The sequence below is a fragment of the Streptomyces sp. NPDC033178 genome, from assembly GCF_055577685.1.
In genome coordinates, this window is the sequence record NZ_JBVIPT010000027.1 from 86,987 (window position 1) to 110,089 (window position 23,103).

21 protein-coding genes, 1 tRNA gene and 1 pseudogene are annotated in these 23,103 nt (G+C 71.9%); 11 read left to right on the plus strand and 12 right to left on the minus strand.

The genetic code is table 11. The features are described from left to right. Positions 1 to 116: 116 nt before the first annotated feature. From ACZ5VQ_RS44325 to ACZ5VQ_RS44340, 4 genes are all read right to left on the minus strand, one after another. A complete protein-coding gene (locus ACZ5VQ_RS44325) occupies positions 117 to 1,523 on the minus strand; it encodes a Cys-Gln thioester bond-forming surface protein (protein ID WP_469109964.1) in 1,407 nt (468 codons plus the stop codon). Between the two features lie 287 nt (positions 1,524 to 1,810). Beyond that, complete coding sequence (locus ACZ5VQ_RS44330; protein WP_469109965.1) at positions 1,811 to 2,317, minus strand: single-stranded DNA-binding protein; 507 nt, start codon at positions 2,315 to 2,317, stop codon at positions 1,811 to 1,813. A 274-nt stretch (positions 2,318 to 2,591) separates the two neighbouring features. Next, positions 2,592 to 4,649, minus strand: coding sequence for a GTPase (locus ACZ5VQ_RS44335; protein ID WP_469109991.1), 2,058 nt, complete (start codon positions 4,647 to 4,649; stop codon positions 2,592 to 2,594). Between the two features lie 5 nt (positions 4,650 to 4,654). Continuing rightward, positions 4,655 to 6,262 (minus strand): dynamin family protein, encoded by a 1,608-nt coding sequence (locus tag ACZ5VQ_RS44340; RefSeq protein WP_362079666.1) that lies wholly within the window; start codon positions 6,260 to 6,262, stop codon positions 4,655 to 4,657. 311 nt (positions 6,263 to 6,573) lie between these two features. Between ACZ5VQ_RS44340 and ACZ5VQ_RS44345 the strand changes: the two genes are divergently transcribed. From ACZ5VQ_RS44345 to ACZ5VQ_RS44375, 7 genes and pseudogenes are all read left to right on the plus strand, one after another. Then, positions 6,574 to 6,646 (plus strand) — tRNA-Arg (locus ACZ5VQ_RS44345). Between the two features lie 452 nt (positions 6,647 to 7,098). Next, a complete protein-coding gene (locus ACZ5VQ_RS44350) occupies positions 7,099 to 7,761 on the plus strand; it encodes a hypothetical protein (protein WP_469109966.1) in 663 nt (220 codons plus the stop codon). Between the two features lie 31 nt (positions 7,762 to 7,792). Further along, on the plus strand, positions 7,793 to 9,457 hold the full coding sequence (locus tag ACZ5VQ_RS44355; protein WP_469109967.1) for a serine/threonine-protein kinase: 1,665 nt from the start codon (positions 7,793 to 7,795) through the stop codon (positions 9,455 to 9,457). A 94-nt stretch (positions 9,458 to 9,551) separates the two neighbouring features. Then, positions 9,552 to 9,944, plus strand: coding sequence for an ArsR/SmtB family transcription factor (locus ACZ5VQ_RS44360; RefSeq protein ID WP_469109992.1), 393 nt, complete (start codon positions 9,552 to 9,554; stop codon positions 9,942 to 9,944). Next, a complete protein-coding gene (locus ACZ5VQ_RS44365; protein WP_469109968.1) occupies positions 9,941 to 10,255 on the plus strand; it encodes a hypothetical protein in 315 nt (104 codons plus the stop codon). The genes ACZ5VQ_RS44360 and ACZ5VQ_RS44365 overlap by 4 nt, the downstream gene beginning before the upstream one ends. A gap of 233 nt (positions 10,256 to 10,488) precedes the next feature. Further along, positions 10,489 to 11,474 (plus strand): annotated as a pseudogene (locus ACZ5VQ_RS44370) (MMPL family transporter); the annotation flags it as partial. A gap of 116 nt (positions 11,475 to 11,590) precedes the next feature. Beyond that, positions 11,591 to 11,911 (plus strand): chaplin, encoded by a 321-nt coding sequence (locus ACZ5VQ_RS44375; RefSeq protein WP_469109969.1) that lies wholly within the window; start codon positions 11,591 to 11,593, stop codon positions 11,909 to 11,911. 124 nt (positions 11,912 to 12,035) lie between these two features. On the opposite strand, the gene ACZ5VQ_RS44380 is transcribed toward ACZ5VQ_RS44375, so the two are convergent. From ACZ5VQ_RS44380 to ACZ5VQ_RS44415, 8 genes are all read right to left on the minus strand, one after another. Further along, complete coding sequence (locus ACZ5VQ_RS44380) at positions 12,036 to 12,902, minus strand: tyrosinase family protein (RefSeq protein WP_469109970.1); 867 nt, start codon at positions 12,900 to 12,902, stop codon at positions 12,036 to 12,038. After that, a complete protein-coding gene (locus tag ACZ5VQ_RS44385; RefSeq protein WP_469109971.1) occupies positions 12,886 to 13,389 on the minus strand; it encodes a tyrosinase family oxidase copper chaperone in 504 nt (167 codons plus the stop codon). Before ACZ5VQ_RS44385 ends, ACZ5VQ_RS44380 begins: the two co-directional genes overlap by 17 nt. Before the next feature lie 61 nt (positions 13,390 to 13,450). Beyond that, on the minus strand, positions 13,451 to 13,957 hold the full coding sequence (locus ACZ5VQ_RS44390; protein ID WP_362079692.1) for a hypothetical protein: 507 nt from the start codon (positions 13,955 to 13,957) through the stop codon (positions 13,451 to 13,453). A 98-nt stretch (positions 13,958 to 14,055) separates the two neighbouring features. Beyond that, the gene (locus tag ACZ5VQ_RS44395; protein WP_469109972.1) at positions 14,056 to 14,637 is read right to left on the minus strand and encodes a vitamin K epoxide reductase family protein; all 582 of its coding nucleotides are present in this window, start codon (positions 14,635 to 14,637) and stop codon (positions 14,056 to 14,058) included. Between the two features lie 2 nt (positions 14,638 to 14,639). Next, the gene (locus tag ACZ5VQ_RS44400; protein ID WP_362079698.1) at positions 14,640 to 15,137 is read right to left on the minus strand and encodes a DUF5949 family protein; all 498 of its coding nucleotides are present in this window, start codon (positions 15,135 to 15,137) and stop codon (positions 14,640 to 14,642) included. Positions 15,138 to 15,372: 235 nt separating this feature from the next. Then, positions 15,373 to 15,675 carry a hypothetical protein gene (locus ACZ5VQ_RS44405; protein ID WP_469109973.1) on the minus strand — a complete coding sequence of 101 codons (303 nt, stop codon included), beginning with the start codon at positions 15,673 to 15,675 and terminating at the stop codon, positions 15,373 to 15,375. Positions 15,676 to 15,893: 218 nt separating this feature from the next. Continuing rightward, positions 15,894 to 16,829 (minus strand): hypothetical protein, encoded by a 936-nt coding sequence (locus ACZ5VQ_RS44410; protein ID WP_469109974.1) that lies wholly within the window; start codon positions 16,827 to 16,829, stop codon positions 15,894 to 15,896. A gap of 241 nt (positions 16,830 to 17,070) precedes the next feature. Then, positions 17,071 to 17,310 carry a chaplin gene (locus tag ACZ5VQ_RS44415; protein WP_200398086.1) on the minus strand — a complete coding sequence of 80 codons (240 nt, stop codon included), beginning with the start codon at positions 17,308 to 17,310 and terminating at the stop codon, positions 17,071 to 17,073. Positions 17,311 to 17,673: 363 nt separating this feature from the next. Between ACZ5VQ_RS44415 and ACZ5VQ_RS44420 the strand changes: the two genes are divergently transcribed. From ACZ5VQ_RS44420 to ACZ5VQ_RS44435, 4 genes are all read left to right on the plus strand, one after another. After that, on the plus strand, positions 17,674 to 18,843 hold the full coding sequence (locus ACZ5VQ_RS44420) for a DUF3344 domain-containing protein (protein WP_469109975.1): 1,170 nt from the start codon (positions 17,674 to 17,676) through the stop codon (positions 18,841 to 18,843). Positions 18,844 to 18,932: 89 nt separating this feature from the next. Beyond that, positions 18,933 to 20,144, plus strand: a complete 1,212-nt coding sequence (locus tag ACZ5VQ_RS44425) for a glycosyltransferase (protein WP_469109976.1) — start codon at positions 18,933 to 18,935, stop codon at positions 20,142 to 20,144. Beyond that, a complete protein-coding gene (locus ACZ5VQ_RS44430) occupies positions 20,141 to 21,580 on the plus strand; it encodes an exopolysaccharide biosynthesis polyprenyl glycosylphosphotransferase (protein ID WP_469109977.1) in 1,440 nt (479 codons plus the stop codon). Before ACZ5VQ_RS44425 ends, ACZ5VQ_RS44430 begins: the two co-directional genes overlap by 4 nt. Positions 21,581 to 21,584: 4 nt before the next feature. After that, positions 21,585 to 22,928: an O-antigen ligase family protein gene (locus tag ACZ5VQ_RS44435; protein ID WP_469109978.1), complete on the plus strand. Its 1,344-nt coding sequence runs from the start codon at positions 21,585 to 21,587 to the stop codon at positions 22,926 to 22,928. Positions 22,929 to 23,103 lie beyond the last annotated feature (175 nt).

Sequence of the window (23,103 nt, forward strand, 5' to 3'; positions counted from 1 at the left end):
AGGAAACCCGTTTGGCCGGGGGCCAGTGACCGGACGCCACCCGGCCACTCCCGTAACCGGACCGTCACTTACCGTCGCGATCCGTCGCCACGGGCTGTGCCGTCTTCTTCGTTGCTTCAGTCCTGCTCGGGGGTCTTCTTCTTGCGGACGAAGAGCACGGCCGCGCCGCCGATCACGACCAGGCCGATCGCGATCCCGGCTATCACCGGGGTGGAGCTGGAGGCGCCGGTCTCGGCGAGGTCGACCGTGGTGGCGGAGGTGCCGCCGACCGTGGCCGGGCTGGGGGCGTTCAGCGTCTGGGGCGTCTCGCCGGCGGTGCTGCTCTGCGTCCGGCAGTCGAGTACGCCCTTGAACCGCTTCTCGTAGCCGTTCGGCCCCTTGATCGTGAAGTCGTACGCCTGGTCCTCCTGCAGCGGGATCGTCACGGTCTGTGACGCGCCTGCCGCGATGGTGTGCTCGGCGCCCATCAGCTCGAAGGTGAACGCCTCGTCGCCCTCGTTGGCCGCCGTGATGTCCACGCCGCCCTTGGCGCAGTTCTTCTCGGCCGACAGCGCGGGTATCGCGCCGGTCTTCGCCCAGTTCGCGGTGGCCGTCGCGGAGACCGTCGACTCGCTGGAGCCGGCGAGGATCTGGGTCTGGCTCCTGGTCTCGGAGGCGAAGGCCCGGCCGACCGGCACGGTGGTCGAGGCCTGCACCGTCAGCGCGGCCGAACCGTCCGCGGTGTCCTCGGGGACGTCGAAGAACAGTTCGCCGCCGTCGGCCGCGGACGTGATCTCCTTGCCGTCCTTGTCGACGACCAGCACTCCGCTGGTCGCGTCGGCGGGCGGCGTGACCGTCACACTGCCCGCGTTGGTGTGCACGGTGACCGGGCCGAGCAGCTCACCGGCGTGACCGGAGACCGCGGGCGGATCCAGGGTGAGCGAGGCCTCGGGCTCCGCGAGGTTGCGCGCGTTGTGCTGCAGATAGTCGGCGAGCTTCTCCGCCTGCGGGTCGACGGCGTCCACGTCGGCACCGTCCGAGTACCGCCAGATCGCCACCTGTGTGCCGGCCGCCGCGTCCTGCTCGGTGAGACCGCTCGCACCCGCCTTGGCGGCCAGCGCGGCGAGGTCGTTCACCTGCGGGTAGGAGTTCTGCAGGATCCAGCGGATCCTGCCCGCGTCGGGGTTGCCGTTCAGCGACGTGCCGCTCCAGGGCGTCTCCTGGTACTTGGCGTCCATCTGGGTCGGGTTGTGGAGGTCGACGCAGTAGGTCTGCAGGGTGCCGCCGTTGTCGACGGACATCTCGAACAGCCCCGCGGGCACCTGCTTGTCCTCGCCGTTCTCGTGGATGACGGCGGTTCCGGACGTCTTCAGCTCACCTATGGTGGCGGTCGCGCCGCCCCGGCTCAGGGGGAGTTCGTCGGCGGCGGCCGTGCTCGCGGCCGTCAGAACGCTCACGGCAGCGAGTCCTGACACCAGCGCCACCGCGGCGAACCGGGCGGCGCCCCGCCCGCGCACGGACGACGCAGAGAACGAAGAAAGCACAGAATTCCCCTTCGAGCAGGACCCGTTGACGTGGGGGGTTACGGTCCCACCAGCAGAATCAGAAGCCCCGAGAGCTATGCCCGGCATCCTAAGGACGGGGCGCACCTCTCTCCCCGGTCATGACATCGGACAAGCGATCCGACTCGGAATCGTTATCGCCAGGATGAGGCGTGAGCTGGGCTTATCGACAAATCCATGGGGACCGTTCGGAACACATTCGCCGATAAGCCGCACTTCGGTCGGACGATGAATCCAATACCAGGTGTGTGCCTGGTATGTACCTGATGTCACGTCACCAGAGCAGGTTCCTGACGCTGTTGCTTCTGTTGCCCCTGTTGCTGTTGCTGTTGCTGTTGAGCGGTCTCGGCCGCCTGAGCCCTCGGCTCCGTCTCCCAGTTGGGCTCCGGCCTGGCCGGTGTCTCCGACGGCGTCTCGCCCTTGTGGGCCCGCCGGAACGCCGCGGTGCCGCGCGCCAGATCGTGGCCGATCGCCGTGGCCTCGATGTCCGCGCCCGTCCACGACTGCCCGTCGCGCAGCTCGGAGCGGACCTTCAGCCTCCCCCGCACCACGAGCGGCTCGCCCACCGAGACGGACGCCTGAACGTTCGTCGCGAGCGCCCGATTGGCCCACACCGTGAAGAAGTTGGTGTGCCCGTCCGTCCAGGCGTTCTTCTCCCGGTCCCAGTACCGCTGCGTCACCGCCAGCCGGAACCTCGCCGACGCGCCCGTCGCCGTCTCCCGGAACACCGGCTGCGTCGCCACGTTCCCCACCACGCACACTGTCGTCTCGTTCATCGCGGATGCCTTCCCCTGTCCACGCCCACGGGCCCGTCCCGTACGGCTGCGTCCGGTGCGGCGACCGCGATGTGATCGCGTCGTGATCGCCGCGGTTCCAGACTGCCTCCGCCGGCCCGAGCCCGCTGAGCGCTGTGGGCCACCGCCCGGTTGTGGACAACTCCGCCACCCGAACGAGAACTTCACTCCATCCGGGGCCTGTCCGACCGTTCCCTCCTCCAGCCTCCGGCCGGGAGGTGCCGCCAGCCCCGCGACGCGAACTGTCGGCCAGGCCCTAGACGCCAACCCCCGTGACCCGCAGGTACTGCTCCCGCACCTCCCGGTACCGCAGCAGCTCCGCCGCCAGCGGATCGAGAACCCGGGCCCGGCCGCACCCCGACGCCGCCTCCCGCAACCGCCGTTCCGCCTCCAGCCCGTACCGCCGCGCCGGCCCGCGCGCCGCCAGCCGGCAGGCCCACTCGACGCCCGGTCCGCCCACGATGCCGATCACCATCAGCAGCACGGGCACCCCGAGATTCGGTGACATGAAGCCGACGACCTGCCCCAGCAGCCAGAGCCCGCCGATGGCCTGGAGGATCGTCATGGCCGCCTGGGCCAGTACGGCGACCGGCCACCAGCCGGGCCTCGGCGGCCGTCCGACCGGCGCACCGGCTCGTACGGCCAACTCGTCGAGCGCCTCACACAACCCCTGGGACCCTCGTACGGCCGCCTCGCGCACCGCCTGTGCCCAGGGTGCGGGCAGTCCGCCGGCCGCCTGCTCGGCGACCGTACGGACCGCCTGCTCGACGCGCTGCCGTGCCGTGGCCTCCTCGTCGGCGTGGGTCCGTACGGCCAGGCGCCCGGTCGGTGGTTCGCGCCGGTCCTGGTACCAGCGCCACAGTCGCAGCCAGGGCGTGCCGCACGCGCGGTTGGCGTTGCGGCGCCACGCCCGCTCGGCCGCCTCGCCGGCCGCCGTGGCGCCGACCGCGTCCGCCAGCCGGTCGGCGAACTCGTCGCGCGCCTCCTCGGTGAGCCCGGCCTGCCGCCGGTTCGCGTAGACCGGCCACAGACGGGCCGCTGCCGCGTCCACATCGGCGGAGATCCGGCGCGCCGCGGCTCCCCGCTCGGCCACGAAGTGACCGAGTACCTCGCGCAGTTCCGGGACGCCGTCCCCGGTGAGCGCGGACAGGGAGAGGACGGTCGCGCCCGGCTCGCCGTACTCGCCGAGTGCGATCCCGTCCTCGTCGAGCAGCCGCCGCAGGTCGTCGAGGACCTGGTCGGCGGCCTCCCCGGGCAGCCGGTCGATCTGGTTGAGGACTACGAAGGTGACCTCCGCGTGTCCGGCCATGGGGCGCAGATAGCGCTCGTGCAGCACGGCGTCGGCGTACTTCTCCGGGTCGACGACCCAGATGACGGCGTCTACGAGCGCCAGGATGCGGTCCACCTGTTCGCGGTGCTGGACCGCCGCGGAGTCGTGGTCGGGCAGGTCCACCAGGACGAGCCCGCGCAACTGCGCCTCGGCCTCCGCGCTCTGCAGCGGTCGCCGCCGCAGCCGTCCGGGGATGCCGAGCCGGTCGATGAGGCTCGCCGCGCCGTCGCTCCAGCTGCACGCGATGGGCGCGGCGGTGGTCGGCCTGCGGACCCCGGTCTCCGAAATGGCCACTCCGGCGAGCGCGTTGAAGAGCTGCGACTTGCCGCTCCCGGTGGCGCCCGCGATGGCGACGACGGTGTGCTGCCCGGAGAGCCTGCGACGCGCCGTGGCCTCGTCCAGGACCTGTCCCGCCTCGGCGAGCGTCCTGCTGTCGAGCCGGGTGCGGGAGAGCCCCACCAGTTCACGCAGCGCGTCGAGACGGGACCGAAGCGACCCGTCGTACGCGAGAGGGGTCACCACGGGCGGCCTGCTGTCCACGACTGCCTCCTTCACGGGCCTGGCCTGTCCCTCCGCCGTGGCGGACACACGCCGCGCGATCAGCCCGTCGTCCCAGGCGACGCCGGAGTCCGCGGTGTCGCCTGCCATGCCGTCCACGCGGCCCTTGCCATCAGTACCGTCGGAGCCGTCCATGTCGCCCCTGGAAGGGGGCTTCTCGGGTTCGTCGCCGATCTCCACGCGCAAGAGCCCGAACATGCGGCTCTCCGAACGAACACCTCCCTTGACGGCGTCCTTCTTGCCGGCGTCCTTCTTGCCGGGATCCTCCTTGCCGAAGTCCTTCTTGCCGAAGTCCTTCTTGCGGGCGTCCTTGTGGTCGGTCACGAAATCGTCCTCCACGCGCGCGTGCCCACTGCCGCTGCCCTCGCGCCCTTCGTCGTCTCCGGGGTGATCGGCGTGATCCGTGTGGTCCGTGACGGCGGTCACCACGATCACCTCTCCTTCTGCAGTACAGACAGCGCGGCGATGAGTTCGGCCTGGGGTTCGGGGTGTACGTCGAGTGCGTCGAGCGGCGCGAGCCGCCGCTCCCGTTCGGTGTGCAGGGTCTTGTCGAGGTAGTCGCTGAGCAGCCGCCCGCCCTTGTCGCGCAGCCGCAGGGCGCCGTGGGCCCCGATCCGCTCGGCGAGCCCTTCGCCCGCGGACCGCGCCCGTCGGCCGCCCAGGAGCGCGGTGGCGACCAGCGCCGCCACCACCTCGGGGTCGGGCGCGACGCTCTTCTCAAGAGCACGCACCTCCTCCTCGGCGTACTCCTCGAGGATCCGCCGCCAGCGCCGCACGGCCATCCCGATGCGGTGCTCGGCGCTCTCCAGCGTCGGATCACGGTCCGTCAGCCCCGGCGCGGCCGCACCGGGTTCGCGGCGCCAGGCCTCGTCGATGCGCTCGTCGGCGGCGGTGACCGCGCACAGCAGCAGCGCGGCCAGGCTCTCGGCGAGCGCGTCGAGCAGTTCGCCGGCGGTGCAGTCCAGCGGATAGCTGCGCCACCGCTTGAGCGCGTCCCCGGCGAGCACGGCCCCGGCCTGCAAACGGCCCCGTACGCGCGCGTGCTCGCTGTCGTACGCCCCGTCGACGGCCGCGGTGAGCCGCAGGGCGGCGGCGTACTGCGCGGCCGCCGCACCAGCCAGCTCGGGCATCCGCGTCTTCAGCGAGTCGAGCACCCCGTACGCCGTGCGTGCCATCGCCTGCTGCCGGGCGCCGGGATCCTCCACCTGTTCGGTGAGCCAGGCGAGCAGGGGCGCCACCGCGGTGGCCGGAAGCAGCCCCCCACCCCATGCCGACTCGGGCAACTCGGGCACGGTGAAACGGGGTACGTCGCCGAGTCCCGCCTTGGCGAGGAGCGCGCCGTACTGCCGCGACACCTCCGAGACGACCTGGTGGGGCACCCGGTCGAGGACCGTGACGAGCGTCGCGTCGTGTTCCTTCGCGGTACGGAGCAGATGCCACGGCACCGCATCCGCGTACCGGGCGGCCGTGGTGACCATCACCCAGATGTCGGCCGCGCAGATCAGTTCGGCGGCGAGCACCCTGTTGTCGGCCACGAGGGAGTCGATGTCGGGCGCGTCGAGGAGGGCGAGCCCGCGCGGGAGGGTGTCGGCGGTCTCGATGCGCAGCACGCGCCCGTCGTCCTCACCCGGCAGCAGCGGATCGTCCAGGGCGTCCTGTTGGGGCACCCACACGCGCGTGAGGTCGGGCAGTACGCGCATACCGCTGAACCAGTGATGGTCCTCCGGGTGGCACACGAGCACCGGAGTGCGGGTCGTGGGCCGCAGTACCCCGGCTTCGCTGACCCGCCGCCCCACAAGGGAGTTGACCAGTGTGGACTTGCCCGCCCCTGTCGATCCTCCGATCACGGCGAGCAAGGGTGCTTCGGGTTCTCTCAACCGGGGCACGAGATAGTCGTCGAGTTGCGCGAGCAGTTCGTCGCGGTTGGCACGCGCGCGTGGAGCCCCCGCCAGGGGCAGCGGGAAGCGTGCGGCGGCGACACGGTCGCGCAGGGCGGAAAGTGCGTCGAGCAGCTGAGGCCGTACGTCCAAGGTCACCACATGCGAAGAATGCCCAATTTTGGAGGCTTTCTGAAGCATATGAGCATGTCTGCGCGCCGATCGGACATACGAGGCGGAAGGGACGCATGGGGCGCAGGCATAACGAGTGCACAACACCCGGGGCGTGAGACGCCAAAAGCGATGCACGATTCGCACCTGCCTGCGATTATCAGGACCGCTTCACTGAACCTCCACATCGAGCCACGGAGGCGAAGCACCAAGGACAGGGACCCGGGCGCTCTATCCTTGTCCCCGGCAAGGTCACGGACCCGCCCACACCCGGGCACCAGCACCACAGGCCACCACACCCGGCCCCCGTAGCTCAGTGGATAGAGCAGGCGCCTTCTAAGCGCTTGGCCGCAGGTTCGAGTCCTGCCGGGGGCGCCTCTCCCCGCCCTCCCCTCCGGGAGGGCTTTTTTGCTGGTCGGAGCGTCTCTCCGCGGGCAGCCGCAGCGGACACACGCACGACATTCCCCGACTCCTCCCGGCCCGCTTCGAGCGCTGCGAGTGCCTCAGGGACGCCCGAACCGGGCGCCATTCACCGTTCGGGGTCCGAAAAATGTCCGAAAATGACCCCGGTATCACGCCACTGCTCGGCGCTGTACGACACCGCTCGGCCGGTCACGACGCCGTCGAGAACCGGCACACCCGCCCTTGACCAGCCCATGGTTCCCCCATGGACCAGCGGTCGGAATCCAGCCACACCTCGGTCACCAGGTGTTGGCCCACGGCGGAAACGATGCGGCGGATCGTTCGATCCCCACCCAGAGGCCACAACTGCGGACACGGCCTCTCCCACCCGACGAAACGACGGCCCACCCATGAAGCGACGACCCATGAGACGCCTCTCCCCCGGTCTTGCTCCCGGCGTCACTCCCGCCCTCGCCCTCGCCCTGTGCGCCCTCCTCTCCGGCGCGCTGCCCGCCCACGCCGCAAGCCACTCCACCGGCCGTTCGACCGGCGGTTCGGTCGGCGGTTCGGTCGGCGGTTCGACCGGCAACTCGACCGGCGGGCACAGCGACAGCTACGGAACGAAGGCGTCGTACGAGCCCGGGCAGAACCCGCGGACGTACCAGGCCGCGCCCCGGGGATTCGAGCCGGTGTTCACGGAGAACGTCTCCCGGCACGGGTCGCGTGCCGCGACCGACGGCGAGGACGGGGACCTCATCCTCAAGCTGTGGGACCAGGCGGCGAGCGAGGGGCAGCTGACCGGGGCGGGCAAGGAGTTCGGGCCCCGGGTGCGGGCGCTGCTCGACGTGACCGCCCAGCGCCCGTACACCTACGCCGACAACCCCTGGCGTGGCGCGTCCGTGGCGCCGATGGCCGCGAACATCCAGTGGGACGTGTTCCGCAAGGGTCACACCTATCTCGTACGCATGCTCTACAACGAGAAGGAGACCGCGTTCAGGAAGGGCTGCCGCCCGGTGTCCAAGGGCAGCGCGTTCTACGAGCTGAACGAACTGGAGCGCTGCTTCGGACGTACGCACCCGACGTCCTGAGGGCCGGGCGAGCCCCACTAATCTGTCCGCCATGAACGCATCGGGGGACATGGTCGACGGGCGGTTCGAGCTGCTCGCGCGGCTCGGCAGCGGCGGTATGGGGACGGTGTGGCGGGCCCGCGACAGCGTGCTGCACCGGGAGGTCGCCCTCAAGGCCGTACGGCACGACGCGGCGGCCTCCGCCTCCGTCCGTGAGCGGGTGCTGCGCGAGGCGCGGGCGCTCGCCCGGATCAGCCATCCGAACGTGGTGATGATCCACCACATCATCGACGACGACCCGCACCCCTGGCTCGTCATGGAACTGGTGGACGGCGTCTCGCTCCAGGAGCGGCTGGCCGACGGCCCGTTGACCCCGTCGGAGGCCGCCCGTATCGGCCGTCAGGTGCTCGCCGCCCTGCGCGCGGCGGTCGCGGCGGGCATCCAGCACCGGGACGTCAAACCCGCCAACATCCTGCTGCGCGCCGACGGCTCCGCCGTGCTCACCGACTTCGGCATCGCGGCGCTCCAGGGGTCGACCGCACTGACGGCCACCGGCGAACTCATCGGCTCCCCCGAGTACATCGCCCCCGAGCGGATCCGCGGCAACGACGACGACCCGGCGTCCGACCTCTGGTCCCTGGGGCTCGTCCTGTACGTCTGCGTGGAGGGCATCAGCCCGCTGCGCCGCGGCACCACCCTGGGCACCCTCGCCGCCGTCCTCGACGAGGCCGTGCCGCCGCCGGTGCGCTCCGGCCCGCTCTCGCCCGTGCTCCAGGCCCTGCTCGTACGGGATCCGGCGGCCCGCCCCGACGCGGCGCGGCTGGACGCGATGCTGGCGCAGGTCGAGTCGGGTACGACTCCGGACTGGGCGCTCCCGACGGCGACGGCCCCGCTGCCGCCCGGCCCTACGACGGCTCCGACGCACGTCGTGTCCGTACCGCCCGCGTCCGGCGGCACGGTTCCCGGCAGGCCCGGGCCCGGCAGCACGATTCCCGGCGGCTCCGGGCCCGGCAGCACGGTTTCCGGCAGCTCCGGGCCCGGCAGCACGGTTCCCGGCGGTCCCGTTCCCGCCGAGCCGGTCGGCGAACATCCGACGCGCGTCCAGAACGTGCCTCCGCGGGGGCGCAGGGGGCGCCCGGCCCTCATCGCCACCGTCGCCGTCGTCGTGGCCGCCCTCGCGACGGCCGCGACCGCGCTCGTCCTGAACCTGCGCGACTCGGACGGCGACGACAGCAAGGCCAAGGGCGGCGGCGTTTCGGCGTCCGGCGCCGCGACCTCCCCGTCCGCGAAGCAGACGCCCACGCCCGAATCGACACCCGCGCCGTCGAAGGAGGCCTCGCAGCCGGCCGCCTCCCCGTCCAAGGAGGCGACCGCCCCGCCCGCCTCCGAAGGCCGCTGGATCGCCCAGCTGTTCTCCGAACCGGTCAGCTCCGGCACCGCCACGCGGGACCAACGGCTCGCTACCATCCGCAAGACCGTCCCCGAGGCGGTCTACGTCCGCAGCGACGACTACGCCTCACTCCGCCCGGGCTTCTGGGTCATCTACGCCCCGGGCCCGTTCACCGACGGCCGCGCCGCCCTGAGCTTCTGCGCCGAGCGCGGCAGGACCACGTCGACCACCTGCGTCGGCCGCTACCTGAGCACGGCGTCGGCGGACTACAGCCTCCAGTGCAGCCCCCCGGCCGACAGCCCGAAGGGCCGCTGCACACGCCAGTGAGCCGGGTCCCGACGCGCCAGTGAGCCGGTCCCGATCCCGACGCAACCCTGACGCGACCCTGAGATGCCCCCCATCTCACCCCGACCTCACCCCGATCCCTCCAACCGGCGACGAGCTGCTGAAGGTGTTCTCCGCGCTGGGCAATCCGCACCGCCTGCGGATCGTCGCGGCCCTCCTGGAGCGCCGGAACTACGTCAGCGCGCTGGCTCGCGAGATCGGTATGGGCCGCCCGCTGCTGCACATGCACCTGCAACGGCTGGAAGCAGCCGGACTGATCGTCGGCACGCTCGAACTCTCGGAGGACGGCAAGGCGATGAAGTACTTCGAAGTCGCCCCGTTCTGCTACCGCCTGACGCCGCACGTCATCGCGGGGGCGGCCACGACGATCACCGAGCCGACGACAGGCAAGGCGGATAAGGCGGACAAGGCGGATCAGCCCGCGAGGACCACGAAGACCGTGAAGACCGCGAAAGAGGAAGCCAAGTGAAGGAGCAACTGGTGACGACCGCCGCGAGCGCCGACGACCTGGGGGTTCTGGTCGGCGCCGTCGGCGCGGCCGGGCTCTTCTCCCTGCTGATCGTGATCGTCTGGCAGGTCGCCGCCACCTGGCGCGCCCGCATGCTGGCCGCCCGCGAGCAGCAGTACAAGGAGTTGGCCTCGAAGTACGCCCAACTCCTGGAGGACACCGTGGAGTTGCAGCGCCGTACGGTCGAGGAGCAGCGGCAGACCCTCGACGAGCTGACGCAGACGCGCCTGTCGGTCAACTCGATGGAGAAGATGATGCGCGAGATCGAGTAACGGGCGACGCCAAGGGCCTTGCCACCGCACCACTGCTGAGCCGAAGCACCGCTGGACCGAACCACCGAACCACCCCGCGTACGGCCGGGAGCGCCAACTCCCGGCCGTACCGAAGCGGAACGACATCCCCGACACACATCCCGAACGCCACGGCAGGTCGTGACACCTGTTGCGCCGTGGTGCGGGCCCACGTGCGCCCCGAGCCGGTCATGGACCAGCCCGGGCCGGTCGTCGTCACGGGCGTACTTGCCCTCAGCGCGCCGGGATCAACCTGGGCCTGACCCAGGCCGAGATGTTCCAGGACAAGCCCGAGTCGGTCGTCGCGCAGGAGAGGATCTCCGCCCACTACCCGTCGGGCGCCTCGGACCCGGCGACGATCGTCACCGACTCGGACCGGGCCGCCGGGGTGCGGGAGTCCGCGCGGTCGGTGCCCGGTGTCGCCCGCGTCGGGACCGGAGACCGTACGCCGGACGGCCGGCTCGCCACGCTGGACGTGGTGCTGAAGGACGCCCCCGACAGCCGGGCCGCCAAGGACACCGTCGACGCCCTGCGCGACGCGGTGCACCGGCAGGACGCCCTGGTGGGCGGCACCACCGCGGAGGCACTGGACACCCAGCGGGCCGCCGACCGCGACCTCACCACGGTCATCCCGGTCGTGCTGCTGGTCGTCCTCGCCGTACTCGTCTGGCTGCTGCGCGCCCTCGTCGCCCCGCTGCTGCTCCTGGCCACCGTCGTACTGTCGTACTTCGCGGCACTCGGCGCCTCGAACCTGCTCTTCGAGCACGTCCTGGACTTCGCGGGCGTCGACTGGTCGATCCCGCTCATGGGCTTCGTCTTCCTGGTCGCCCTCGGCATCGACTACAACATCTTCCTCATGCACCGGGTGAAGGAGGAGGCCGCCCGCCTCGGTCACACCCGCGGCGTCCTGGAGGGCCTGACCAGCACGGGAGGCGTGATCACCTCCGCGGGCGTCGTCCTGGCCGCCACCTTCGCGGTGTTCGCCGGGCTGCCCCTGGTGACGATGGCCCAGATGGGCGTCATCGTCGGCATCGGCGTCCTCCTGGACACCTTCCTCGTCCGTACGGTCCTGGTGCCGGCCCTCGCCCTCGACCTGGGCCGCTGGTTCTGGTGGCCCGGCCGCCTGTTCCGCGAGCCGGGGCCGGACCGCCACAGGGAACCGAACGAGGAGGACACTCATATGCTTTATCACCCCATATGAAGCATCTTGGTGGATGATGCCCCGATGAGCACCGTTACCCTCTGTGGGCCCTCGCGTTGAACGGACAGTGCGGTCGCGTAGGAGCAGCCGCGCTCACCGAAATCGAAGGAGTGAACGTGAAGTCTCGCATCGCGAAGGCGGCCGGTGTGGCCCTCGGCACGGGTGCCGTTGTGATCAGTGGAGCCGGTCTGGCCATGGCGGACGCGGGCGCCGAGGGCAAGGCCGTCGGCTCGCCCGGCGTCCTGTCGGGCAACGTCATCCAGGTCCCGGTCCACGTGCCGGTCAACGTCTGCGGCAACACCGTGAACATCATCGCCCTGCTGAACCCGACGTTCGGCAACAAGTGCGCGAACCTCGACGACGGCCCGAAGGGTCACCACGGCCCCAAGGGTCACCACGGCCCCAAGGGACACGGCCCCAAGGGCTACGGCCACTGAGTCACCGCACTCACGCGAAGGCCCCCGGCGGTACACACCACCGGGGGCTTTCCCTGTCCACCTGTCACGCGTCACCGAACACCCGTAACCCATCAGCGGTCACACGTCACCCGCCACCGGCGCATCAGACGTACCGGTAGATCCGGCTGTAGTCCTCCAACTCGTCCGGCGTCATGCCCCACGGCGGCATCTCCTCGTGCCGCGCGACCACCCGCCCCCGCTGCCGGTCCCCGAGCTCCGGCGGCGACGCTGGCAGATACCGGGCCCCCTTGTGCCGCTTCTGCCAGCGGGTCCAGAGCAAGTCCACGAAGGAGTGGTGCAGCCAGAAGACGGGGTCGTTGACCGAGGCCCCGCCGAGCATGTGCCCGCCGACCCAGCGGTGCACGCGATTGTGGTTGCGCCAGGCGTCGTTGCCCCGCCCGGCCCCCCACCCTTCGAGCTTGTTCCGGAAGCCGCGGGAGGAGGTGGAGTCCCAGGGCGCCGTGTCGTACACGGGGTCCTTGAGGGCCCGCGCGAGCTCGTCCGCGGTCGGGAGAGCCAGCGGATCGTGGGGCCGGCCTAGGTCGCGCATGAGGTACTCGCCGTCGGTCATCGACTCCTTGACGACCCACTTCTTGTGCCGGTAGGCGAACGGCCCGGTCGTCACCTGCCGGTCGGAGCGCCGCCCGTTGCCCCCGAGCAGGTCCTCCCCCCACAGCGAGGCGGCGGGCGTCCGGTCCTTCGTCCAGTCCCAGTACGGCACGGACACCCCGGAGTCGACCCGCCGCAGCGCCCGCTCCAGTTCCAGCAGGAACCGCCGGTGCCAGGGCAGGAAGGAGGGCGCCATATGGGCCGTACGCAGCCCGCCGTCACCGTCCGACACGTAGTGGTCGATGTGCATGCGGACGAACTCGTCGTACTCGCCGGTGCGTTTGATCTCCAGGAACGCGCCGACGAGCCTGCGCCGCTCGGCCCGTGTCAGCGCGCTCACGTTCTTACGCGTGTACGCCATGCCCGTGCCCCTCCCCCGGGTCCGCCTCCACAGCGGCCGCGCGCAGCCGCAGTGTGCCGCCCAGTTCGTCGACGGCCCCGCGGGCGGCGGCGAGCGGCGTCGGATACGACTGGTAGTGGTCGATCATGGTCAGATAGCCGCCGTCGGCCCGCCGCATGAGGTGCAGCGGCCGGTCGTCCACGGTGACCCGCCACTGCCCGGCCGACGCGGAGCCGACGGCACCGGCGCGCCTGACACCACTGTCCGTGTCCTCGACGACCGCGGCGTCTTCAGCGCCTGCGGCGTCCTTGAACCCACGGATCCACCGTCCGCGATACATCTCGTCGAACTCGGCCTCGGACTCGGCCGGTTCGCCGGACGCGGGCGGCTCGGCGCGCGACGGACGGGACGGTCGCGAGGCCGCGACGAGCGGAGTCAGGGCGGCGGCGACGGCCGCGACGAGCAGCCCTCTCAGGACGTCCCGCCGCGTACCGTTCACCACTCCCACCCGCACTCCTCCATGAACTGTCCGGCCCGAACGGCCTGTTGGCCGGGTCGGGCTGTTGTGTCTACAGCCCGGGCGCGAGGCCCAGGTTCGCCCCCGGTGCCGCCTGCAGAACCGGCGCGAGGAGACCGACCTCGGGCAGCTTCGGGGCCGGAAGACCGAGCTTGTCCGCCTGCGGCGCGGTCAGCGGGGCGTCCAGCGAGGCACCGGGCGTCAGGGCGCGCAGGTCGGACGTGGGCGTACTGGCGGCGACGTGGTCGAAGGTGTCCCCGAGAACGCGCGGCACCGGCGTACGCAGGTCGAGGGACGGCAGGTCGCTGGTGACCGGCAGCTGCGGGACGGCCCGGTCCGGCAGCAGCCGGCCCTCGACGTACCGCGGCCCGTCGGGGTTGCCCGGCGTGGGCAGCGGCAGGGTGCCGCCGATCCTGGGCATCTCCATGTTCAGCGAGTTCTCCACACCGTCCAGCGGTACGGCGACCGGGAGCCCGTCGGCCGCGACGGCGGGCGTCGCGACAGCGGCCGCCACACAGGTCACGACGGCGGCAAGAGTTCCTCGGGTGGTCGACTTCATCTCAGGTACGGGCCTTTCGGGATTCGGGAGCTGCGTCCGAAACGCGTAACGACACGGCGAACGACATCAGGTCAAAATTCCCCCGGTGGATGCAATTGTCAGCTCGTCCAGAAGTCCCACCAACGCGTCAACACGAGCATTCCGATGATCCCCAGATGCAGGACCGGCGGCACCCACGTGAATTCGGCGAGGAATCCCTTCACCCAGCCCGGCGCGGGCAGGAATTCATTTCGTACGTTGAACGACGTGACGTACCAGAACATGACGACGGTGGCGATCCAGGCAAGGCAGCACCACAGGCACAGCGCGTTGATGCTGTACAGCGACTCGTACTGGAGCCACGTCACGAATCCGACGCCGAACAGCGTGCCCGCGTCGAGCGTCAGCCAGTACCAGCGCGGGAACACCGCACCGGCCAGCAGGCTCGCGCCGACGCAGATCACGATGCCGTAGGCGACCAGACCGAGCATCGGGTTGGGGAACCCGAAGGCGGAGGCCTGGTCGCTCTTCATGATGTTGCCGCAGGAGACGACCGGGTTCAGGCTGCAGCCCGGGGTGAAGTCCGGGTCCTCCAGCAGCTTGAACTTGTCGATGGTGATGACCCAGGAGGCCAGCAGTCCGGCCGCGCCCGTGATCACCAGCAGCAGGGCGAACGCGCGGCCGGCGCCCGCTGTGCGCATCGTCAGCCGCGCAGGCTGCGGGCCGGGAGGAGGGCGTGCGCCGCGCTGTTCAGGGTCTTCTCGTCGCCCGCGAAGGCGGCCAGCGCCTCCGGCGCGACGGGCTTGCCCGGCTCGGCCTCGGGCCAGGGGCGGGTGGTGAACAGGAAGTAGGCGTAGCCGCGTTCGCCGACCGCGGCGAGCCACTCCGGCGGCACGGTGCACTGGGCGTTGAGGTGGGCCATGGTGACGACGGCCTGGCCGGCCTCGACGAGGAGACCGACGGGGAAGCTGGGCTGCCGGGTGCCGTCGACGATCTCGTCGCCGATGGGCAGGCCACTGCGGTGCAGCAGTTGCTCGACGGCGGCCGTGGAGCCCTCGGGGCCGCCCTCGCCGTCACCGAGCGAGTAGGCCAGCAGGAAGGGCATGTCGCCGTCGGGGTGTTCGCCGCTCCACGCCATGACGACGAGCGTGCCGAGGTCGGCGGCACGGAAAGGACGCGTTTCGCTTGATGTTGAGGTCACCGCGGAACCGTATCGACGCGCCGGAATGCGTCCGCTCCGTTTCTCACTCGCCCGGGGGATTTCCGGCCGGGTCTCCACACGAACGGGGGACGGTGTCGAACGGCCGGAAAGAACAATCGGAACGGCGCGGATAATCGGAGAACAGACCGAAGGGCCGGTTCCGCGTGATGCGGAACCGGCCCTTCGTCACTTCCGGAAGTTGCGTCCGATCCCGCGCCCGGAGTTACGTCCGAAGTCACTTCTGGAGGGGAAGTCCGCCCAGGAGCCCCGTGGGACCCTCCGCCGAGTTGAGGGCCTTCGTCGCGCCGTCGACGGTGTTCAGCACGGAGTCCTTGTTCGACGTGTCGAGCGCGTTCGACTGCGACTGCAGGGGCATGGCGTCCGCGGCGTCCACCGGCTCGGTGGTGAGCGCGCCGAGCGCCGAGTCGAGGCCGCCGTTGAGACTGGAGGGCGTGAGGTCGGCGGCAAAGGCGGGCGCTGCGGCAGCAGCGATGACCAGGGACCCGGCGACGGCTGCGGCGGCCTTCAGGGACTTCATCGTGTTCCTTTCGTCGGCAACTCGCGTCACCGGAGGGAAATTTCGCTGAACTGCGCCCTGCCCAACGATCCCCGTTCCGGGCGGAAACTCCGTTTGCCGAAAATTTCTGGAAGCCACCCAATTGAAGGGTGTGTCAAATCCTCAAATGGGATCCCTCATATGAAAACAGCCGTTGGGCCGGCCCGGGTGACGGGCCGGCCCAACGGCCGGGACGCGGCTCAGGACGGCAGCAGACCGCCGGTGGGCAGCGGCAGCGCGCCCGTGGGCAGGGGCAGCTTGGGCAGGCCCGGCAGGTTCGCCGCGGGCAGGCCGCCGCCGAGCACCGTGGCGACGACGACGTTGACGAGGCCGGTCACGACGGCCAGCGCGGCCGCCGCGACACCGGCGACGTCACCGCTGGTGGCGGCCTTGATCAGGGAGTCGACCGCGGCCTGCAGGGCCTTGAGGGCGTCGGCCTTGAGGTCGAGCGGGGCCTCGGCGACCGCACGCTCGGCGTCCTTCGGCATCGGCAGCACGGGGGCCGCCGGAAGCTTCGGCACCTCCGGCAGCGCGGCCGGCGGGGCGACCGGCGTGACGGGGGTGACCGGCGTGGCCGGAGCGGCGGGCTTGGCGGGGGTCGTGGGGGTGGCCGGGGCGGCCGGCTCGACCGGCGACGTCGCGGCGTCGGGCGTCGTGGGCTTGGCCGGTGCCGACGGAACGGCGGGCATGGCCGGAACCGCCGGCTTGGCCGGTGCCGTCGGAGTGGGCGGTGCGGTCGGCGCTGCCGGTGCCGTCGGCGCGGCCTGCTCCCGCTCGGCCTTGACCGGCGGGGTCAACGCGCCTGCGGCCGGGGCGGCCGCGGAGGCCTTGGCGATGGCGGCCTTCACCGCGTCGGCGAGCTTGGCCGCGTCGGCGGCGGGGAGCTGGCCGCCGTCGGCCTTGAGCACGGCGTTGAGCAGGTCGGTGACCGGCGTGAGCACTCCGCCGACGTCGCCGAGGCTCTTGACCTGCGCCAGCAGAGCGTCCGCTCCGGGCACCGGCGCCTGGGCCGCTATGGAACGGGCGTCGCGGGTCGAGTCGTGGTCGGCGGCCACGGCGGCCGGTCCGGCGATCCCGAGCAGAAGCGTGGCGCAGAGTGCGGGGGCCGCGATACGCCGTGCGGGCAGAGCACGCATGGAGGGGTCCTTTCGGTGGTGCGTACGGATCTTGTGCTCACCGTGGAATCGGTGAGCACCTCCTGCAACCGAACAACCTCGCTCCGTAGCGGCCCGGGCCCGCCGCCGCGTCCGTTGTCCCTGGTGAGGCGCCATGCCCGGGCATTCCCAGGGCGGTTGGCGCCTCTCCGTCCATTCGGGGCAACGCGGACCGGCCGCCCTCCCTGCGGGAGGACGGCCGGTCAAGGGCTGCGCAGCGACGTCAGTCGTTGGCGCACTCGTTGCCGAACGCCGGGTTCAGCAGCGCGATGACGTTCACGGTGTTGCCGCAGACGTTGACCGGCACGTGGACGGGGACCTGGATCAGGTTGCCCGACAGGACGCCCGGGGAGTGGGCGGCAAAGCCGTGCGCGTCACTGTCGGCGGCGGCGACGCCACCGGTGCCCGCCATGGCGGCGGCGGCAACGGAGGTAAGGACCAGGCCCTTCGCGATACGCGACATGGAGAGGTGCTCCTTGGGATTGACACAACAACCCGGGCGGGGTGCCCGGCTCTGGATCAACGCGCGGCAAAGGCGCGGGTTGTGCCACCAAATGGGTGAAGTCCCGGTCCAAGTACCGGGCGGAGGCCGGGCCCACGACGGAGCCTCCGCCCGGCACGGCGTAAACCAGTGTATGCAGCATTATTACGACACACTTGACGGGTTTCACCGATAAATACGGATAGCGGCTACAGTTGCGTTCCTCCTCAGGCCGCTTGAAACAGACGGGGAGTCATGGCGGCACTCAGGTGATGTCCGCAGCTGTCCGTCCGCAGGGTCAGAACCTCTTCCCCCGAAATTCCCCCCGAAAGGGCAATGCCGGTCATGCGCAATTCCCTGGGTCTTCTGCTGCGCCGTGGAATGGTGGGTGCCTTTTCCCTCGCCTCGCTCTGGGCACCGGGCGGACCGGCGGCGGCCGCGCCTGCCATGCCCACGACGTCAACCACATCGACGACGTCTACAGCGTCGGCGGCTTCGACACCCTCGACCGCGCCGGCCGCCGAGGCCGAGAGTCTCGCCTTCACCCAGCGGTACCGCGCGCTCCAGCACGGCGGCATCGTCCGGGCCGCCAACTCGTCCATCACCTGCCGACGGCCCGTCGAGCGGTCGGCGGCGTCCTGTCCCGCCGCACGCGAGGGCCGGGCGGCCGCGAACGACGACAACGACGACTTCGAGATGTTCTACATCGACGTCGACAACGACCCGAACACCTACAACTCCAGCCGCGCCGAGGTCCGCCCGCCGGCCGGCGCCCGGGTCTCGTACGCGCGGCTGTACTGGGGCGGCAACCTCCGGGTCGGTGAGCAGAAGCCGCCCAAGGACAACGGGCGGGTGCTGATCGCCGAACCGGGCGGCCAGTACAAGGAGGTGCTCGCGGACACCGTCGTCGGGCACCGGGTCGCGCACGGCGCGGACGCGTTCCAGGCCTCGGCGGACGTCACCCGTCTGGTGCGCTCCAGCGGCGCGGGCGCCTACACCGTGGCGCAGGTCAACGTGGCGATGGGCCACTCGGCAGCCGGGGCGTGGGGCGGCTGGACGCTGATGGTGGCGTACGAGAAGGAGTCGGAGCCGCTGCGGCACCTGGCGATGTGGGACGGCTTCGACCCGCTGGGCGCGGGCGGCGACCGGACGGTCCGGCTGCCCGGCATGAAGTTCCCCAAGGGGGCCGAAGGGCGTGCGGGACTCGTCGCCTACGACGGTGACCGCGGGCGGAGCGGCGGCTCACTCACCCTGTCGGCGGGCGGCCTGACGACCCGTCTGGCCAACGGCGTGAACCCCCGTGACGACGTACTGAACTCGACCATCAGCGAGCCCGGCCGGACGGCCCCGGGACGCACACCCGCGTATCCGAACACGCTCGGGTACGACTCCGACGTCTTCGAGCTCGACAAGGGGCTGCGGCACGGCGGTGACCGGCTGGACTTCCGCCTGGTGTCCCCGCGCGACACGGCCTGGACCGGGGCCCTGTTCGTCGCCGTCGACGCGAAGCGCTGACACCTTCCCCTTTCCCGTGAGTTCCCCAGTGACCTCCCCTGAGCCCCTCCGAGCGCCATCCGTGAGCCCCGTGAGCGAGGAACGCACGCATGCAACTGTCACCGCCCGGCCTTCGGCCGCGGGTCCTGCACGTCTCCCAGCCCGTCGACGGCGGAGTGGCCCGCGTGATCACGGATCTCGTACGGGCCCAGCTGGCCGCCGGGACCGAGGTCACCGTCGCCTGTCCGGCGGGCGGCTCGCTCGCCGCGGCGGCCGAGGCCCTGGGCTGCGGCGTACGGACCTGGCACGCGACCCGTTCGCCCGGGCCGTGGCTCGCGCAGGAGGTACGGAGTCTGCGTCAGGTCGTGCGGGAGGTGGACCCCGACCTGGTGCACGCGCACAGCGCCAAGGCGGGACTCGCGGCGCGGCTCGCCGTGCGCGGGCGGGTGCCGACCGTGTTCCAGCCGCACGCCTGGTCATTCGAGGCGGCCGGCGGGATCACCGGGCTGCTCGCCCTCAACTGGGAGCGACTGGGAGCGCGTTGGGCCTCCCGGGTGGTGTGCGTCAGCGAGGCGGAGCGGCGGACCGGGCGGCGGTCGGGGATCGCCGGGCGGTTCACCGTGATCCCCAACGGGGTCGATCCGGAGCGTTTCCACCCGGCGTCGGTCGGGACCGTACGGGCCGGAATCGAGCTGCTCGACGGGATCGATCCGGCGGCGCCCCTCGTGGTCTGCGTCGGGCGGCTGTGCCGGCAGAAGGGGCAGGACGTCCTGCTCGACGCCTGGCGCGAGGTGTCCCGGCGGGCGCCTCAGGCGCGGCTCGTGCTGGTGGGCGACGGGCCGGACGCGTCGGCGCTGCGGGCCGCCGCTCCCGCGTCCGTGCTGTTCGCCGGAGCCGTCACCGATGCCGTGCCCTGGTACCAGGCCGCCGATCTGGTGGTCCTGCCGTCCCGTTGGGAGGGCATGGCGCTGGCGCCGCTGGAGGCCATGGCGTGCGGGCGGCCCGTCGTGATCACCGACGTGGACGGGGCGCGCGAGAGTCTGCCGCCGGGCCAGGGACCGCGCTGTCTGGTGCCGCCGGACCGGCCGGACGAACTGGCCGCGGCCGTCGCCGAGTTGCTGCTCGACCCGCTGCTGCGCGAGTCGCTCGGCCATCAGGGGCGCCGGTACGTAACGACCACGCACGACATCGGGCGCACGGCCGAGGCCGTCGCCCAGGTGTACCGCGAGCTGATCGGCACCCGGCCGACGCGGTCGACGCGGCCGAGAGGGCGGAACACGGGCGTGGAAGCCACCGAGTGCAGGGAGTCCATCCACACGTGACTGCGGAAAGTACCGTTCCCTCCCCCGGTGGCCGGCCGCGGGCGACGGACCACGGATTCTCGCCCGTCTCGGTCATCCCGCCGCGCGAGGCCGCCGGCGGCTTCAGATTCCCCAGCGGCGGACGGCCGTTCGTTCGGCGGGCCTCGCGGCTGCCGCTGCCGGCCGTGGACGTCTGCGCGGCGCTGCTCGGCGGCGGCCTGGTACTGCCCTGGACGCATCCGCTTCCGCTCGCCTCGCTGGTGCTCGCGGTGCTGTGGCTGAACGCCCACGGGTCGCTGTACCGCGCCGCGCCCGTCCCCGCGGTGCTGGACGAACTGCCCGCCGTCTGCGGCCGGGTCGCGGTGGCCTGGTGCGCGCTCGCGGCCCTGCTCGCGGCGTACTCCCCGGACCACGCGCTGTCCGCCCGCACCCTCCTCCTCGGCTGCGCGCTGCAGTCGGCGGCGAGCTGCCTGGGCCGCGGCGCTGTGCACGGGCGGCGGCGCCGGGCGCTGCTGCGCCGGCCGCGCGCGGCCCTGGTGGTCGGCCGGTCCGCGACGGCACAGCGCGTGGCGGCCGCCTTCCTGCGTCACCCGGGCTGCGGGGTGCGGCCGGTGGGCGTCGTCTCCGACGAGACGTCCGGCGGCGAGGGGCTGCCCGTCCTCACCACGGGCGAGGAGGTCCAGCGGGCGCTCATCCAGAACGGCGTGCAGGACGTGCTCGTCGTGGGCCCCGCCGCGCGCACCGAACAGGGGCCGCTGCTGCGGGCGCTGGGCGAGTCGGGCTGCGCGGTGTGGGAGGTGGACGCGGACTCCCCTGCGTACGAGAGGACGGACCGGCTCGCGGGGTTCGCCTGCCGGCGGCTGCCGGTGGGGCGGCGGTACGGAAGCGCAGGCAAGCGGCTGCTCGACGTGCTGGTGTCCGGGGTGCTGCTGCTGATGGTCAGTCCGGTGCTGCTGGTGTGCGCGGTCGTGCTGCGGATCGTCGACGGGCCCGGGGTGGTCTTCCGGCAGGAGCGGATCGGCAAGGACGGGCGGCCGTTCACCCTGCTGAAGTTCCGTACGCACCGGCCGGTCGACGCGCACGAGGCGGCGACGCGGTGGAGCGTGGCGAACGAGCACGAGATGGGCTGGTTCTGCCGCTTCCTGCGCCGGTCCTCGCTGGACGAGCTGCTCCAGCTGTGGAACGTCTTCTGGGGCGACATGAGTCTGGTCGGTCCGCGCCCCGAACGACCGTTCTTCGTGGGCCAGTTCAGCCAGACGTACCCCGGTTACGCGGCCCGCCACCGGATGCGGACCGGGATCACCGGGCTCGCGCAGATCCACGGGCTGCGCGGTGACACCTCGATCGAGGACCGCTGCCGGTTCGACAACGCGTACATCGACAACTGGTCGCTCTGGCAGGACGTGTGCATCCTGCTGCGCACCGCCGCCGCGCTCGTGCGCCCGACGGGGAGCTGACCGCGTGACCCAGCTGCTGACCGCTCCTCCTCCCACGACCGCCGCGTCGGCGCCGCGCCGGTTCCTTCCCGTGCTGCCCGTGGTGGCCCTCGTCGCCATGATGGCGCTGCCGGTCTCCGGGGGCGGCGACGGAGGAGGCGGCACCGTCGCCGACGCCGTGTCCGGACTGGTCGTGCTGTACTGCGCGGTCCGCCTCGTACGCGACCGCCGGCGCCCCCTGTCCCATACCGCCGCCGTCGTGCTCGCCCTGCCCGTCGTCGGGATCGCGCTCGCCGCGGCGGGGGCGGTCTCGCCGGGGGCGGGGATCACCGGGCTGGTGCGCTATCTGCAGATCTTCGTGCTCGTCCCCGTGGCGGTCATGCTGCTGATCCGCGACCGGCGGGACGCGCGACTGGTCGCCTGGTCGCTCGTCGGACTCGCGCTGTGGCAGGGGGCGATCGGGGTCCATCAGTACGCGACCGGGACCGGGGCCTCGTACATGGGCGAGGAGATCCGGGCGGTCGGCACGTTCGGGGCGGCGGACGTCATGGGGATGGCGACCGTGGTGTCCTTCGGCGTGGTGTGCTCGCTCGGGCTGGCGCTCGGCGCGGGGCCGGGCCGGCAGCGGACCGCGGCTGCGCTGTGCTCGCTGGCCCTGCTGCTGCCGCTCGCTCTGTCGTTCAGCCGGGGGGCGTGGATCGCGACGGCCGTGACATGCGGGGTCCAGCTGGTCCTCGCCGGGATGCGGCGGGCGGTGAAGGTGTTCGCGGCGGTGGCGGCCGCGTCGGTGGTTCTCGTGGGCGGGTTCGGGGTCGGCACCGCGATGCTCCAGGAGCGGATCAGCAGCATCACGCAGGTCGCGGACGCGCCGGACCAGTCGGTGACGGACCGTTACACGATGTGGGCGGCCGCGGTCGACATGTGGCGCGGCCAGCCGCTGACCGGGGTCGGGCTGAAGGGCTTCCCCGACCATCGCGACGGGCACGCCTCGCTCGCCCTGTCGTCGGGCAGCGACACGGAGGGCGCGGGCGCCGGCTTCAAGCGCCAGCCGCTCCTGTCGCCGCACAACATGTACCTCCTGATCCTCAGCGAGCAGGGGCTGCTGGGGCTGCTCGCGCTGGCCGGGAGCTGGCTGGCCCTGCTGGTGTGCGGGCTGCGCAGGCTCATTCGCGCCCGGCGACTCGTACACGAACGGCGGCAGGCGCCGCGCGGCCTCGACTGCGCACTGGTCGCGTGCGGGCTGCTGACCTGGCAGCTCGTCGACTTCGCGTACGCCGACATCGGCGGCCCCTCGACCGCACTGACCGCGGTCCTCTTCGGCCTCGGCGCCTGGTGGGCGCTGGCCTCCGAGGAGGCCGGGGACCGATGACGGTGACGCCTTCCCGGGCGGAGGGGGAGGACGCGGTGGTCCGGGCCGGGGGTCGTGGTGGGTCGGGGCCGGGGGTCGGGGGCCGTGTTGGTTCGGAGCCGGAGGCCGAGGGCCTGCTTGGTTCGGGCCCGGAAGCCGACAGCCGTCGTGGCTCGGGGCAGGAGGCCGAGGGCCG

Coding starts and splice junctions, on each gene's coding strand:
- ACZ5VQ_RS44330 (WP_469109965.1), bottom strand. CDS start 2,317: ATGAACGAGACGACAGTGTGCGTGGTGGGGAACGTGGCGACGCAGCCG.
- ACZ5VQ_RS44350 (WP_469109966.1), top strand. CDS start 7,099: ATGAGACGCCTCTCCCCCGGTCTTGCTCCCGGCGTCACTCCCGCCCTC.
- ACZ5VQ_RS44355 (WP_469109967.1), top strand. CDS start 7,793: ATGAACGCATCGGGGGACATGGTCGACGGGCGGTTCGAGCTGCTCGCG.
- ACZ5VQ_RS44380 (WP_469109970.1), bottom strand. CDS start 12,902: ATGGCGTACACGCGTAAGAACGTGAGCGCGCTGACACGGGCCGAGCGG.
- ACZ5VQ_RS44390 (WP_362079692.1), bottom strand. CDS start 13,957: ATGAAGTCGACCACCCGAGGAACTCTTGCCGCCGTCGTGACCTGTGTG.
- ACZ5VQ_RS44395 (WP_469109972.1), bottom strand. CDS start 14,637: ATGCGCACAGCGGGCGCCGGCCGCGCGTTCGCCCTGCTGCTGGTGATC.
- ACZ5VQ_RS44405 (WP_469109973.1), bottom strand. CDS start 15,675: ATGAAGTCCCTGAAGGCCGCCGCAGCCGTCGCCGGGTCCCTGGTCATC.
- ACZ5VQ_RS44410 (WP_469109974.1), bottom strand. CDS start 16,829: ATGCGTGCTCTGCCCGCACGGCGTATCGCGGCCCCCGCACTCTGCGCC.
- ACZ5VQ_RS44415 (WP_200398086.1), bottom strand. CDS start 17,310: ATGTCGCGTATCGCGAAGGGCCTGGTCCTTACCTCCGTTGCCGCCGCC.
- ACZ5VQ_RS44420 (WP_469109975.1), top strand. CDS start 17,674: ATGCGCAATTCCCTGGGTCTTCTGCTGCGCCGTGGAATGGTGGGTGCC.
- ACZ5VQ_RS44425 (WP_469109976.1), top strand. CDS start 18,933: ATGCAACTGTCACCGCCCGGCCTTCGGCCGCGGGTCCTGCACGTCTCC.